Raw genomic sequence first — 12,881 nt, forward strand, 5'->3', positions numbered from 1 at the left:
GGTTGTCATGACCTTGAACGGAGTAGGCCTTCTGGCCGCAATCATCATCGGCGGGCTCGCCGGCTGGCTCGCGGAAAAATTCATGAACAGCCAGATGGGGCTGATCGCCAACATAGTGCTCGGCATCATCGGCGCCCTTGTGCTGAACTTCATCCTGGCGGCCTTCGGTATGGCCTATACGGGTTGGGTTGCCTATCTGGTGATCGGTTTCATTGGCGCCTGCCTGCTGATCGCAGCGGGGCGCGCCGTCCGAGGATAGAAGTACATCCGCCATCCGATTGCGGTCGGGCTGCCATGCAAATGGTGGCCTGACTTTTCATGTCCGGCTGTTTATATAGATCGAGATCCAAACGGCCCCCAGCCGCTTGCTCGATGCGATGAAGGAAGACAGATGGTAACGGTTTTCGATGCAGTCTCGGATCGGGCTCAACGCGTTCGCCACCCGGAAAAGGCGCACCGGCCGGATACGGAAGTGCTGCGCAAGCCGGACTGGATCCGGGTAAAGGCGCCGACTTCGAAGGGCTATATGGAGACCCGCTCGATCGTGAAGAGCAACAAGCTCGTCACCGTCTGCGAAGAGGCCGGCTGCCCCAATATCGGCGAATGTTGGGACAAGAAGCATGCCACCTTCATGATCATGGGCGAGATCTGTACGCGCGCCTGTGCCTTCTGCAACGTCTCGACCGGCAAGCCGAACGCCCTCGACCTCGAAGAGCCGGCCAATGTCGCCAAGGCGGTCAAGCAGATGGGCTTGAGCCACGTCGTCATCACCTCCGTCGACCGCGACGACCTGGATGACGGCGGCGCGGAGCATTTCGAGAAGGTGATCTTCGCGATCCGCGAGGCCTCGCCTATGACAACGATAGAAATCCTGACGCCGGACTTCCTGAGAAAGCCCGGCGCTCTGGAGCGCGTCGTCGCCGCCAAGCCGGACGTCTTCAACCACAATCTCGAAACCGTTCCATCGAACTATCTGACCGTGCGCCCGGGCGCGCGCTATTTCCATTCGATCCGCCTCCTGCAGCGGGTGAAGGAACTCGATCCGACGATGTTCACCAAGTCGGGCATCATGGTGGGCCTCGGCGAGGAGCGGAACGAGGTGCTGCAGCTGATGGACGACCTGCGCACCGCCGACGTCGACTTCCTGACGATCGGCCAGTACCTGCAGCCGACCCGCAAGCACCACAAGGTCGAGACGTTCGTCACACCCGAGGAGTTCAAGTCCTACGAGACCGTCGCCTACACCAAGGGCTTCCTGATGGTCGCGTCGAGCCCGCTGACACGCTCGTCGCACCATGCCGGCGACGACTTCGCGCGGCTAAGGGCGGCGCGGGAGAAGAAGCTGGCGGCGGCGGAATAGTCCGCTAGCCATAGCCGGCGGCGCGGCTCCGGGGGTGGACACGCCAAATGGGCGTTCCGTGTGCATTCGGCGAAGCGTATTGCGTTGGCGCAAGCCGCCGCGCAATGATCAACCGGGCAGCGGTTGCTGTAGCGCTTCGAATGTCGGTTCGCATGCGACATTTGCGCTACTTGAAACCGTGTCCGGCCCCTCCATCTTTTTGAGAATCGTACAAAATTGCGAATGTAGGAGCGCCGGGGCGACCCTGCTGGCAACAGATAATTCAACAAGCGTATCACCTGCTGTTCGTCCGCATTGACCGGCTTTCAAGGCACCGGCCTTCCTCTTCGCTTCCAGTGAAGGGAGATGGAAATGGCAAAGGTCGTTTGCGTCCTCTACGACGATCCGGTCGAGGGATATCCCACAGCCTATGCACGGGACGGGCTGCCGAAGCTTGCGCGCTACCCCGGCGGCCAGGCGCTTCCAACACCGAAGGCCATTGATTTTCAGCCGGGCATGCTCCTGGGGAGCGTCTCCGGCGAGCTTGGCTTGAGGACGTTTCTCGAAGGGCAGGGGCATAGCCTGGTGGTGACCTCGGACAAGGATGGTCCAGACAGCGTCTTCGAACGGGAACTCGTCGACGCCGAAATCGTGATCTCGCAACCCTTCTGGCCGGCTTACCTGACCGCCGAGCGGATCGCCAAGGCGAGCAAGCTGAAACTCGCGATCACCGCGGGGATTGGCTCCGACCATGTCGATCTTCAGGCAGCGATGGACCGCGGCATGACCGTCGCCGAGGTGACCTACTGCAACTCGATCAGCGTGTCCGAACATGTCGTCATGATGATCCTCAGCCTGGTGCGGAACTATATTCCCTCCTACCAGTGGGTCGTGAAAGGCGGCTGGAATATCGCCGACTGCGTCGCACGCTCCTATGACATCGAGGGGATGGAGATCGGCACGGTTGGCGCCGGGCGAATCGGCAGCGCGGTGTTGCGCCGGCTGAAGCCATTCGATGTGAAGCTGCACTACACCGACCGCCACCGGCTCCCCGACACGGTCGAGAAGGAACTCGGCGTTACGTTCCACCGGACGGCTGCAGACATGGTGCCCGTCTGCGATGTCGTCACGATCAACGCGCCGCTCCATCCGGAGACGGAAAATCTCTTCGATGAGACAATGATCGCCAAGATGAAGCGCGGCGCCTATCTGGTGAACACGGCGCGCGGCAAGATCTGCAATCGCGATGCCATTGCGCGGGCTCTCGAGAGCGGCCAACTCGCCGGGTATGCCGGCGATGTATGGTTCCCGCAGCCGCCGCCCAAGGACCATCCCTGGAGGTCGATGCCCAACCACGGCATGACCCCGCATATTTCGGGTTCGTCGCTATCCGCCCAGGCTCGCTATGCTGCCGGTACGCGAGAGATTCTGGAATGCTGGTTCGAAGGCCGGCCGATCCGCGAGGAATATCTGATTGTCGCAGGCGGTAAGCTAGCGGGTGCCGGCGCACACTCCTACAGCGCGGGAGATGCGACGCGCGGGTCCGAGGAGGCGGCACGTTTCAAGGGCTAGAACGGCCGGGGCAGATTTTCGTCGGGGCACAGCGAGCGCCGAGTATCGTACAGGATGTACGGCAAAGCAGGGGACGAGCCACTCGTCGGACCCAGCCATATCAAATTCGAAGGCACAGATGCGCCTCCTCCTTGATCTTCTCGCGCCGCGGCCTTAACTCCAAATTATGCCGCATTTCGAAACCAACCACGTCGTCAAGCATTCGGCCGAAGAGATGTTCAACCTCGTTGCCGATGTCGAGCGCTATCCGGAATTTCTGCCGCTTTGCGAGGCGCTGAGCGTGCGCTCGCGCAAGGAACGCGACGGCAAGGTGCTGCTGCTTGCCGACATGACGGTGGGTTACAAGGCGATCCGCGAGACGTTCACGACACAGGTCCTTTTGAAGAGGGCGGAGCGGCTGATCGAGGTCAACTATATCGAGGGACCGTTCAAGTACCTCGACAATGTCTGGCGGTTCGAGCCCATGAACGACAGCCAGTCGATCGTCCATTTCTACATCGAATACGAGTTCAAGAGCCGCATACTGGGCGCCCTGATGGGCTCGATGTTCGACCGCGCCTTCCGCATGTTTTCGGAGGCCTTCGAGAAACGCGCCGACGTGATCTACGGCTCCTGAGAGATTTCGCCGAGGAGACCGAGGGCCGTTCTCACCGTTGCCAGCCGCACCGCATCCCGGCCGATATCGCCATAGCGCATCTCACGATGAACGAACTTTCCTCGCCGCCCCGCCGCAGCGAGATGGACAAGCCCGACCGGCTTCTCGGCCGAGCCGCCGCTTGGCCCCGCAATGCCCGTGACCGCAATCGCGAGATCGGCACCGGAGCGGGCGAGGGCGCCCTTCGCCATTTCCGCAGCCGTCTCGCGCGACACAGCGCCATGGGCCGCGAGCGTCGCGGCTTCAACGCCGAGCATTTCGATTTTCGCCTCGTTGGAATAGGTGACGAAGCCGCGGTCGACGACGGAGGACGAGCCGGCAATCTCTGTCAATGCAGCGGCGATCAGGCCGCCGGTGCAGGATTCGGCGGTGGCGACCTTCAGCCCGCGCGCGGTGAAATCGGCAATGATGGCCCGCGCCGTCGCTTCGATGTCGGCCGGCCACATCAGGCTTCGGTCCCTGGCGTATAGACGACCGTTGCCGTGGCGATTGCCGCGATGCCTTCCCGGCGACCGACGAAGCCGAGCTTTTCGTTGGTCGTCGCCTTGACCGAGCAGCGGTCGAGCGCGATGTCGAGCATGGCGGCAAGATTTTCGCGCATCTGCTGGCGGTGCGGACCGACCTTCGGGGCTTCCGCGATCAGCGAGATATCCGCATTGGTGATCGTGCCGCCATGCTCGCGCACGATCCGCGCCGCATGCTCGAGGAAAATCCGCGAGGCTGCCCCCTTCCACTGCGGATCCGAAGGCGGGAAGTGGTCGCCGATGTCGCCGGCGCCGCAGGTGGCGAGCAGCGCGTCGGTCAAGGCATGCAAGGCGACATCCGCATCGGAATGGCCGGAAAGCTTACGGTCATGCGGTATGAACACGCCGCAAAGCGTGACGCCATCGCCCTCGACGAGCTGGTGCACATCATAGCCGTTGCCGGTGCGCACGTCCGGGATTGCGTGACGGGTCAGCCTCTCATCGGCCATCGATATATCCCTCTGAAGAGTGAGCTTGACGTTGTCCGGCGAGCCTTCGACGAGGACGACCGGGATGCCGGCCCATTCGGCAATGGATGCGTCGTCGGTAAAGTCGCTTCGGCCGCTGGCGCTTGCAGCGCGGTGGGCGGCGAGGATTGCTTCGAGACGGAAGCATTGCGGCGTTTGGGCTGCGTAGAGGCCGGTTCGCGGCACCGTTTCCTCGACGCGGCCGCCGGTCGCCCGTTTCAGCGTGTCGGCGACGGCGGTTGCGGGAAGCACCGCGTCGGCTCCGCCGTCGAGCGCCGCACGGCAACGGTCGAGCAGGGCATGGTCTACGAACGGGCGCACGGCGTCCTGGATCATCGCGTATCGGACGCCGGTCTTGGCGAGCGCTTCGAGGCCGGCAAGCACCGAGAGCTGCCGCGTCGCGCCACCGTGAACGACCGATACAGCGACCGGGCGGGACATGCGCTTGAGGGCCGCGGCGAGAAGCTGTTCGTCGTCGGGATGGATGACGACCACGACCGGTCCTGTGTTCGCCCATGTCGCGAAAACGTCAAGTGTGTGCGCGATAACGGGGCGATCGCCGATCGTGCGGTACTGCTTCGGCCCCTCCGCCGATTGACCGGCGCGCTCGCCGCGGCCGGCTGCAACGACGACGACGCCACAGGAGAACTGTTCTTCCGGCTGCATCTTCTGTATGGGTTCCCGCAATTCGCCAATCTTCGCCGTCATGTACCGCGAAGATTCCGCCATTGCCAGCCATCCATGCGTGTCGCCCAAAACTGTGCGTCGAGGCGCTTCAAGGAATTTTGTCGGGCGCGTGGAAATCGCTTGGCAAGCCGAAGAACTATGGCTAAAAATAGTGCAAGACTTACATGTGCCTGAAAGATATGCATTTGCCACCATCGGCCCTGTCATCGTCGCTCCGGATCGGGAATGTTGAAATCCGCAATCGGGTGGCGCTCGCGCCGATGTCCGGCGTTACCGACTTGCCTTTCCGCATGCTCGCCTGGCGCTTCGGTGCAGGGTTCGTCGTGACCGAAATGGTCGCAAGCCGCGAACTGGTCTGCAACGCGGCGGAATCCTGGGCCCGGCTGAAGAACTCCGGGATTGATCCCCACATCGTCCAACTCGCCGGCCGCGAGCCGCACTGGATGGCCGAGGCGGCCAGGATCGTCGAAGCCAACGGCGCCGACATCATCGATATCAATATGGGCTGCCCGGCAAAGAAGGTCACCGGCGGCTATTCCGGCTCGGCGCTGATGCGCGATCCCGATCATGCCCTGTCGCTGATCGAGGCAACGGTCAAGGCCGTCCGGGTACCGGTAACGCTGAAGATGCGGCTCGGCTGGGACGAGAATTCGATCAATGCGCCGCTGATCGCGCGGCAGGCCGAGGCGGCGGGCGTCCGGGCGATCACCATTCACGGCCGCACGCGCATGCAATTCTATAGCGGCAAGGCAGATTGGGATGCGATTCGGGCCGTTCGCGACGAGATCTCCATCCCGCTGATCGCCAATGGCGACGTCGACACGATCGACGACGCCATGGAGATCCTGCGCCGCTCCGGCGCCGACGCCGTCATGGTAGGCCGCTCATGCCAGGGGCGGCCCTGGCATGCGGGCGTGCTGGCCAGTGCCGTAAGCCGACCGGACGCAGCCGGGATCGGGGCGATATTCGTCGAACACTACGCGATGATGCTCGACTTTTACGGGTCGGAGATCGGTCTTCGCCATGCCCGCAAGCATGTCGGCTGGTATCTTGAGCGATTCGCGCCGGACCTCGCTGCCGCGGAAAAGGCGGAGATCCTGACGTCCAAGGATGTGAAACTGGTGAGCGATCGGGTCGCGGCTGCGATTGCTCGCTCCGGCCTGGAACCGGTGAGGAGGGAGATGGCGGCATGACCGAAAAGGCGATGGTTCCGGAGCCGGCAGAAGCCGCGAACGACCTCTCGATGGCGGTGCTGAACGCCATACAGAACCCCGTCATCCTCGTCGACGAGAACGGCCATGTCGCTTTCGCCAATTGGGAAGCGGAGTCCTTCTTCGGGGCCAGCGCCAACCATCTCGCCCGTCACGATATCAGCGCCTTCATTCCCTTTGGCAGCCCGCTCCTGACGCTCATCGAGCAGGTGCGCGAGCGGCGCGCACCTGTCAATGAATACCGCGTCGATCTGAGCTCGCCGCGCCTTGGTGCCGACAAGCTCGTCGACCTTTACGTGGCGCCGGTGCTCTCTCAGCCGGGATCCGTGGTGATCGTCTTTCAGGAACGCTCGATGGCCGACAAGATCGATCGGCAGCTCACCCATCGGGCTGCCGCGCGCTCGGTGACCGGGCTTGCCTCAATGCTCGCCCACGAGATCAAGAATCCGCTATCCGGCATCAGGGGCGCGGCGCAGCTGCTTGAGACGTCGGTCAATGACGAAGACCGGGCGCTCACGCGGCTGATCTGCGACGAGACCGACCGCATAGTCTCCCTCGTCGATCGCATGGAGGTGTTTTCGGACGAGCGGCCGGTCGATCGCGTGCCGCTGAATATCCATTCGGTCCTCGACCACGTGAAGGCGATCGCCAAGGCGGGCTTTGCCCGCAGCATCAAGATCTCCGAAAACTACGACCCGTCGCTCCCGCCGGTCTATGCCAACCGCGACCAGCTCGTGCAGGTGTTCCTCAATCTGGTCAAGAACGCCGCCGAGGCGATCGGCGATCGTCCCGAAGGCGAGATCATGCTGACGACCGCCTATCGGCCGGGCATTCGTCTTTCGGTGGCGGGAACCCGCGAAAAGATCTCGCTGCCGCTCGAATTTTGTGTTCACGACAATGGACCGGGCGTGCCGTCCGACCTGCTGCCGCATCTCTTCGACCCGTTCATCACGACGAAGACGAACGGCTCCGGTCTCGGGCTGGCGCTGGTGGCCAAGATCATAGGCGGCCATGGCGGCATCGTCGAATGCGACAGCCAACACAGCCGCACGACCTTTCGCGTTCTGATGCCGGCCTCCAAGGGGCGCGCGGTGGACGACGCAACTCCGATGACAAAAGGAACCAATGCATGACCGGCGCCACGATCCTCGTCGCGGATGACGACGCAGCCATTCGCACCGTGCTCAACCAGGCCTTGAGTCGTGCCGGATACGATGTGCGCATCACATCCAATGCGGCGACGCTCTGGCGCTGGATCGCCGCCGGCGATGGCGACCTGGTCGTCACCGATGTGGTGATGCCGGATGAGAATGCCTTCGACCTGCTGCCGCGGATCAAGAAGGCGCGACCCGACCTGCCGGTGCTGGTGATGAGCGCGCAGAACACCTTCATGACCGCCATCAAGGCTTCGGAGAAGGGCGCTTATGACTATCTCCCGAAACCCTTCGATCTGACCGAGCTGATCGGCATCATCGGCCGGGCGCTTGCCGAGCCAAAACGCCGCCCGTCGAAGCTGGACGACGACTCGCAGGACGGCATGCCGCTCGTCGGCCGCTCCGCCGCCATGCAGGAAATCTATCGCGTGCTCGCCCGGTTGATGCAGACCGACCTGACGCTGATGATCACCGGCGAGTCGGGAACCGGCAAGGAACTAGTCGCGCGCGCCCTGCACGACTACGGCAAGCGCAGAAACGGCCCGTTTGTCGCGATCAACATGGCGGCGATCCCGCGCGATCTCATCGAATCGGAATTGTTCGGTCACGAGAAGGGGGCGTTCACCGGCGCCCAGACGCGCTCCACCGGCCGCTTCGAACAGGCCGAAGGCGGAACGCTCTTCCTCGACGAAATCGGCGACATGCCGATGGATGCGCAGACGCGGCTCCTGCGCGTCCTGCAGCAGGGCGAATACACGACCGTCGGTGGGCGCACGCCGATCCGCTCCGACGTGCGCATCGTCGCCGCGACGAACAAGGACCTGAAACAGTCGATCAATCAGGGCCTTTTCCGCGAGGACCTCTATTATCGCCTGAACGTCGTGCCGCTGCGCCTGCCGCCGCTCCGGGACCGCGCCGAGGATATTCCCGATCTCGTTCGGCATTTCGTCCAGCAGGCCGAAAAGGAGGGGCTCGACGTCAAGCGCTTCGACCAGGAGGCGCTGGAACTGATGAAGGCGCATCCGTGGCCCGGCAATGTTCGCGAGCTCGAAAACCTCGTGCGGCGCCTGACCGCACTTTATCCACAGGACGTGATCACCCGCGAGATCATCGAAAACGAGCTGCGGTCCGAGGTGCCGGACAGCCCGATCGACAAGGCCGCGGCGCGTCCGGGCTCGATGTCGATCTCCCAGGCGGTCGAGGAGAACATGCGGCAGTATTTCGCAAGCTTCGGCGAGGCGTTGCCGCCGACGGGCCTTTACGACCGCGTGCTTGCGGAAATGGAATATCCGTTGATCCTCGCCGCCCTGACTGCGACGCGCGGCAACCAGATCAAGGCCGCCGATCTCCTCGGGCTCAATCGCAATACGCTGCGCAAGAAGATCCGGGAGCTGGGCGTCTCGGTCTATCGGAGCTCACGCACCGCTTGACTGCTTTGCAACACCGTTGCATTTTCGCCACAATACGTTGCTTGAAGGGCTGAAGGGTGTCGATTCGCTCTGCACCTGGGCAATGGCGGCTCGTGTGAAGCGGCGCATGCCGGCGCCCGTCCGGGGCCGAGGCACGTTCAACACCTTGGTCGGGAATTGCAGGCGGGTGCCGGTGTCTTCGGGGGCGCCGGTTTTGGGGGAAGCTTTTTTCATGGTGGATGGGATGGCCTTGCCATTGGGCACGGAGGAGGGTGTTGCGGCTGCCCAGGATCGGCGGGCCTCCTTCGCGTTCCCGGGCCTGATGCTGGCCACCGGCGCGCTGGTCTGCGCCACCCTGTCGCTGCTCGTCCTTCTCGGCCTCACACCGGTCCGGCCGGAGCGGAACATCGTCATTGCCTGCGCCGGCATCAACGGCGTCTTCGTCGTCGGGCTGATCTATCTGATCGCCCGCGAGATTATCAGGCTGCTTCGCGCCCGCAGCAAGGGAAGGGCGGCGGCGCGGCTGCATGTGCGCATCGTCGCGCTGTTCTCGATCGTCGCGATCACGCCGGCCATCCTCGTCGCGATTTTTGCCAGCATCACCCTCGATGTCGGCCTTGATCGCTGGTTCTCGCTGCGTACCCAGGCGATCGTTCGCTCCTCGCTGAATGTTGCCCAGGCCTATGTGCTGGAGAATGCCAGCTATCTGCAGGGGCAGACGGTCTCGATGGCCAACGACCTGGAGCGCAACCGGCAGCTCTACGCCCTCGACCGCACCGGCTTCACCGAACTGATGACGCGCCAGGCGAGGGGACGCGGCATGCTCGGCGCCTTCCTCGTTCGCGCCGACGGCAGTGCCATCCTCCAGGCCAACATCTCGACCGAGCGACCCTTGCCAGCCATCCCGCAGGACGCGTTGAAAAGCACGGTCGCCGGCCAGCCGACGCTGATCCCCCCGGGCGTCACCAACCTCGTGGGAGCTGTCGTTCCACTTGAGAACTTTCCGGGCATCTACCTCTATACGCTCAGAAATGTTGATCCCGAAGTCATGCGCTCCATGCGCCTGATGGAGGAGAACACCGCCGAGTACAAGGCGCTCGAGGCGGGGCGCACGTCGTTGCAGATCGCCTTTGGCGTCCTCTACATCGGCTTCGCGCTGATCGTGCTCCTGGCTGCGATCTGGACCGCTATCGCTGTTGCGGACCGCATCGTCCGCCCGATCCGGCAACTGATCGGCGCGGCAGACAGCGTCGCCTCCGGCAATCTCGACGTCGTCGTGCCGGTGCGCGCCGTCGATGGCGACGTCGGCAACCTGTCGCGCACCTTCAACAAGATGGTCAGCGAAATCCGGACACAGCAGGACCAGATCCTCGTGGCCAAGGACGAGGTCGATCAGCGACGCCGCTTCATCGAAGCGGTGCTTTCCGGCGTCACGGCGGCCGTGATCGGCGTCGGGCGGGACCGTCGCATCACGATCGCAAATCCCTCATCGGAGGAATTCCTGCGGAAATCGACTCCGGGACTGCTCGGCGCGAGTCTTCGCGACGTGGCGCCGGAGATCGAGGAAGTGCTGGTCGAGGCGGAAAGCCGCTATCGCAACGACTACCGCAAGCAGATCAACATCATGCGCGGCGGAACCGAGCGCACCCTGAACGTCCAGGTGACCCGGGAGGAGGGCGAGGGTTCGCACGGCTCCTACGTGATCACCATCGACGACATCACCGATCTGGTCATTGCCCAGCGTTCGACCGCCTGGGCGGACGTCGCCCGGCGCATCGCGCACGAGATCAAAAACCCGCTGACGCCGATCCAGCTTTCGGCCGAGCGCCTGAAACGGCGCTACGGCAGGCAGATCGACCAGGAGGACAAGGCCGTGTTCGACCAGTGCACCGATACGATCGTGCGCCAGGTGGAAGACATCGGCCGGATGGTCGACGAGTTCTCGGCCTTTGCGCGAATGCCGAAACCGACGAAAGAAAAATCCGACCTGCGCACGATCCTCAAGGACGCCGTCTTCCTGCGCGAAATGGGCAACAGCCACATCACCTTCATTCGCGATTTCGGCGACGAGGCGCTCGAGGGGCAGTTCGACGGCCGCATGCTCGGCCAGGCGTTTGGCAATATCGTCAAGAATGCGGTGGAGGCGATCGAGGCGGTACCCGCCGAGGCGGCGCGTGGTGCGCCGACGATCTTGGTTCGGTGCCGTCGCGACGATGTGACCGGCCGCTTCGTGGTCGATGTGATCGACAACGGCAAGGGGCTGCCCACCGAAAACCGGCACCGGATTCTGGAGCCATACATGACGATGCGCGAGAAGGGCACGGGGCTGGGTCTCGCTATCGTCAAGAAGATCATTGAGGACCATGGCGGACAATTGGAATTGCACGACGCACCGGCGGATTTCGACGGCGGTGTCGGGGCGATGATCCGCGTGATCCTGCCGCCCGCCGGCGAAACCGGGGGCGACGAGACTGTGAAGGACAAGGGTAATACCAATGGCGGCTGATATTCTGGTTGTGGACGATGAGGAAGATATCCGCGAGATCGTCTCGGGCATCCTGTCGGACGAGGGTCATGAGACGCGGACGGCGTTCGACAGCGACAGCGCGCTTGCGGCGATCAACGATCGGGTGCCGCGGCTCGTCTTCCTGGACATCTGGATGCAGGGCAGCCGACTGGACGGCCTGGCGCTGCTCGACGAGATCAAGAGCCGTCACCCCGATCTGCCGGTGGTGATGATCTCCGGCCACGGCAACATCGAGACTGCCGTTTCCGCGATCAAGCGGGGTGCTTACGATTTCATCGAGAAGCCGTTCAAGGCCGACCGGCTTATCCTGATTGCCGAGCGGGCGCTCGAGAACTCCAAGCTCAAGCGCGAGGTGACGGAGTTGAAGAAGAGGTCGGGCGATCCGGTCGAGCTCATCGGCACTTCGGTCGCGGTCTCGCAGCTGCGTCAGACGATCGAGAAGGTCGCCCCGACCAACAGCCGCATCATGATCCAGGGACCGTCCGGCTCCGGCAAGGAGCTGGTGGCGCGCATGATCCATCGCAAGTCGACGCGTTCCACCGGTCCTTTCGTTGCCTTGAATGCGGCCGCCATCACGCCGGACCGCATGGAGATTGCGCTGTTCGGCACCGAGGGCACGGCAGGCCAGCCGCGTCGCACGGGCGCGCTGGAGGAGGCCCACGGCGGCATCCTCTATCTCGACGAGGTCGGCGAAATGCCGCGCGAGACGCAGAACAAGATCCTGCGGGTGCTCGTCGATCAGCAGTTCGAGCGGGTCGGCGGTTCGAAGCGGGTCAAGGTGGACGTCCGCATCATTTCCTCGACCGCCTACAACCTCGAAAACATGATCGCGGAGGGCCTCTTCCGGGAGGACCTGTATCACCGGCTTGCTGTGATCCCGGTGCGCGTTCCGGCGCTGGCCGAGCGGCGGGAAGACATTCCGTTCCTCGTCGACATGTTCATGCGTCAGGTAAGCGAACATGCCGGCATCCGGCCGCGCAAGATCGGCGAGGATGCGCTCGCCGTGCTCCAGGCGCATGATTGGCCGGGCAATATCCGGCAGTTGCGCAACAACATCGAACGCCTGATGATCCTCGCCCGCAGCGACGGGCCGGATACGCCGATCAGTGCCGATATGCTGCCGAACGAGGTGGGCGACACGCTGCCGAAGATTTCCGCCAAGGGCGACCAGCACATCATGACGCTGCCGCTGCGCGAGGCCCGCGAAATGTTCGAGCGGGACTATCTGATTGCACAGATCAACCGCTTCGGCGGAAACATCTCGCGTACGGCGGAATTCGTCGGCATGGAACGTTCCGCACTCCATCGCAAGCTGAAGTCGCTGGGTGTCTGATCC

11 protein-coding genes are annotated in these 12,881 nt (G+C 63.4%); 9 read left to right on the top strand and 2 right to left on the bottom strand.

From position 1 onward, the window contains the following. Positions 1-7 precede the first annotated feature (7 nt). The 4 genes from AU381_RS26810 (at position 8) to AU381_RS26825 (ending at position 3,527) form a co-directional block, all read left to right on the top strand. On the top strand, positions 8-259 hold the full coding sequence (locus tag AU381_RS26810) for a GlsB/YeaQ/YmgE family stress response membrane protein (RefSeq protein WP_064244637.1): 252 nt from the start codon (positions 8-10) through the stop codon (positions 257-259). 132 nt (positions 260-391) lie between these two features. Then, complete coding sequence (gene lipA, locus AU381_RS26815) at positions 392-1,360, top strand: lipoyl synthase (RefSeq protein WP_064244638.1); 969 nt, start codon at positions 392-394, stop codon at positions 1,358-1,360. Between the two features lie 351 nt (positions 1,361-1,711). Beyond that, positions 1,712-2,911, top strand: coding sequence for an NAD-dependent formate dehydrogenase (locus AU381_RS26820; protein WP_064244639.1), 1,200 nt, complete (start codon positions 1,712-1,714; stop codon positions 2,909-2,911). A 166-nt stretch (positions 2,912-3,077) separates the two neighbouring features. Further along, positions 3,078-3,527: a type II toxin-antitoxin system RatA family toxin gene (locus AU381_RS26825; protein ID WP_064244640.1), complete on the top strand. Its 450-nt coding sequence runs from the start codon at positions 3,078-3,080 to the stop codon at positions 3,525-3,527. On the opposite strand, the gene AU381_RS26830 is transcribed toward AU381_RS26825, so the two are convergent. Both AU381_RS26830 and AU381_RS26835 read right to left on the bottom strand, forming a co-directional pair. Next, positions 3,515-4,012: a CinA family protein gene (locus AU381_RS26830; RefSeq protein ID WP_064244641.1), complete on the bottom strand. Its 498-nt coding sequence runs from the start codon at positions 4,010-4,012 to the stop codon at positions 3,515-3,517. The two genes, AU381_RS26825 and AU381_RS26830, sit on opposite strands and share 13 nt — an antisense overlap. Then, complete coding sequence (locus tag AU381_RS26835; RefSeq protein WP_156528685.1) at positions 4,012-5,223, bottom strand: bifunctional 2-C-methyl-D-erythritol 4-phosphate cytidylyltransferase/2-C-methyl-D-erythritol 2,4-cyclodiphosphate synthase; 1,212 nt, start codon at positions 5,221-5,223, stop codon at positions 4,012-4,014. The genes AU381_RS26830 and AU381_RS26835 overlap by 1 nt, the downstream gene beginning before the upstream one ends. Before the next feature lie 185 nt (positions 5,224-5,408). On the opposite strand from AU381_RS26835, the gene dusB reads away from it, so the two are divergent. From dusB to ntrX, 5 genes are all read left to right on the top strand, one after another. After that, entirely contained in the window at positions 5,409-6,437 is a 1,029-nt protein-coding gene (gene dusB / locus AU381_RS26840; RefSeq protein WP_064244642.1) for a tRNA dihydrouridine synthase DusB, read from the top strand. Continuing rightward, a complete protein-coding gene (locus tag AU381_RS26845) occupies positions 6,434-7,588 on the top strand; it encodes a two-component system sensor histidine kinase NtrB (RefSeq protein ID WP_064244643.1) in 1,155 nt (384 codons plus the stop codon). Before dusB ends, AU381_RS26845 begins: the two co-directional genes overlap by 4 nt. Further along, on the top strand, positions 7,585-9,039 hold the full coding sequence (gene ntrC / locus AU381_RS26850) for a nitrogen regulation protein NR(I) (RefSeq protein WP_012707855.1): 1,455 nt from the start codon (positions 7,585-7,587) through the stop codon (positions 9,037-9,039). The genes AU381_RS26845 and ntrC overlap by 4 nt, the downstream gene beginning before the upstream one ends. A 166-nt stretch (positions 9,040-9,205) precedes the next feature. Further along, positions 9,206-11,524, top strand: coding sequence for a sensor histidine kinase NtrY-like (locus AU381_RS26855; RefSeq protein WP_244520158.1), 2,319 nt, complete (start codon positions 9,206-9,208; stop codon positions 11,522-11,524). Further along, a complete protein-coding gene (ntrX, locus tag AU381_RS26860; protein ID WP_064244645.1) occupies positions 11,514-12,878 on the top strand; it encodes a two-component system response regulator NtrX in 1,365 nt (454 codons plus the stop codon). The genes AU381_RS26855 and ntrX overlap by 11 nt, the downstream gene beginning before the upstream one ends. Positions 12,879-12,881 lie beyond the last annotated feature (3 nt).

Source organism: Sinorhizobium glycinis (assembly GCF_001651865.1).
Classification (GTDB): domain Bacteria; phylum Pseudomonadota; class Alphaproteobacteria; order Rhizobiales; family Rhizobiaceae; genus Sinorhizobium; species Sinorhizobium glycinis.

Coding starts and splice junctions, on each gene's coding strand:
- AU381_RS26810 (WP_064244637.1), top strand. CDS start 8: ATGACCTTGAACGGAGTAGGCCTTCTGGCCGCAATCATCATCGGCGGG.
- lipA (WP_064244638.1), top strand. CDS start 392: ATGGTAACGGTTTTCGATGCAGTCTCGGATCGGGCTCAACGCGTTCGC.
- AU381_RS26820 (WP_064244639.1), top strand. CDS start 1,712: ATGGCAAAGGTCGTTTGCGTCCTCTACGACGATCCGGTCGAGGGATAT.
- AU381_RS26825 (WP_064244640.1), top strand. CDS start 3,078: ATGCCGCATTTCGAAACCAACCACGTCGTCAAGCATTCGGCCGAAGAG.
- AU381_RS26830 (WP_064244641.1), bottom strand. CDS start 4,012: ATGTGGCCGGCCGACATCGAAGCGACGGCGCGGGCCATCATTGCCGAT.
- AU381_RS26835 (WP_156528685.1), bottom strand. CDS start 5,223: ATGCAGCCGGAAGAACAGTTCTCCTGTGGCGTCGTCGTCGTTGCAGCC.
- dusB (WP_064244642.1), top strand. CDS start 5,409: ATGTGCCTGAAAGATATGCATTTGCCACCATCGGCCCTGTCATCGTCG.
- AU381_RS26845 (WP_064244643.1), top strand. CDS start 6,434: ATGACCGAAAAGGCGATGGTTCCGGAGCCGGCAGAAGCCGCGAACGAC.
- ntrC (WP_012707855.1), top strand. CDS start 7,585: ATGACCGGCGCCACGATCCTCGTCGCGGATGACGACGCAGCCATTCGC.
- ntrX (WP_064244645.1), top strand. CDS start 11,514: ATGGCGGCTGATATTCTGGTTGTGGACGATGAGGAAGATATCCGCGAG.